This is a genomic window from Falsihalocynthiibacter sp. S25ZX9 (genome assembly GCF_041205405.1).
In the GTDB taxonomy this organism is placed as follows: Bacteria; Pseudomonadota; Alphaproteobacteria; order Rhodobacterales; family Rhodobacteraceae; genus Falsihalocynthiibacter; species Falsihalocynthiibacter arcticus.
Map to the genome: position 1 here is coordinate 1 of NZ_JBGFCD010000243.1, position 300 is coordinate 300.

Here is a 300-nt window from a genome sequence, read left to right on the forward strand (position 1 = left end):
TTTTTGGCAATACCTATGTGTTTGAGGCGATTGATCCTTTGGCGCGCGGGGGTCAGGAGGGGCCTGCGTGGGATATTGTTTTCGCGCCGATGCCCGGATTGGTGAAGGCTGTTTTTGTCAAGGCGGGAGCGGTGGTCGTGCAGGGCGAGCGGTTGGCGATTTTGGAAGCGATGAAAATGGAGCACTACTTATTGGCGACGCGGGACGGCGAGATTGCGGAGGTTTTTGTGGCTTCTGGGGATCAAGTTGTTGCGGGTGCGCCGTTGATTGCGGTTGAGGAAGAGGCGGGCGAGGCATGAT

General features: G+C 57.3%; 1 protein-coding gene. It reads left to right on the forward strand.

Annotated elements, in window-relative coordinates:
* A partial coding sequence (locus AB9F29_RS22100; RefSeq protein WP_369757275.1) for an acetyl-CoA carboxylase biotin carboxyl carrier protein subunit occupies positions 1–299 on the forward strand: 299 nt, incomplete at its 5' end.
* Position 300 lies beyond the last annotated feature (1 nt).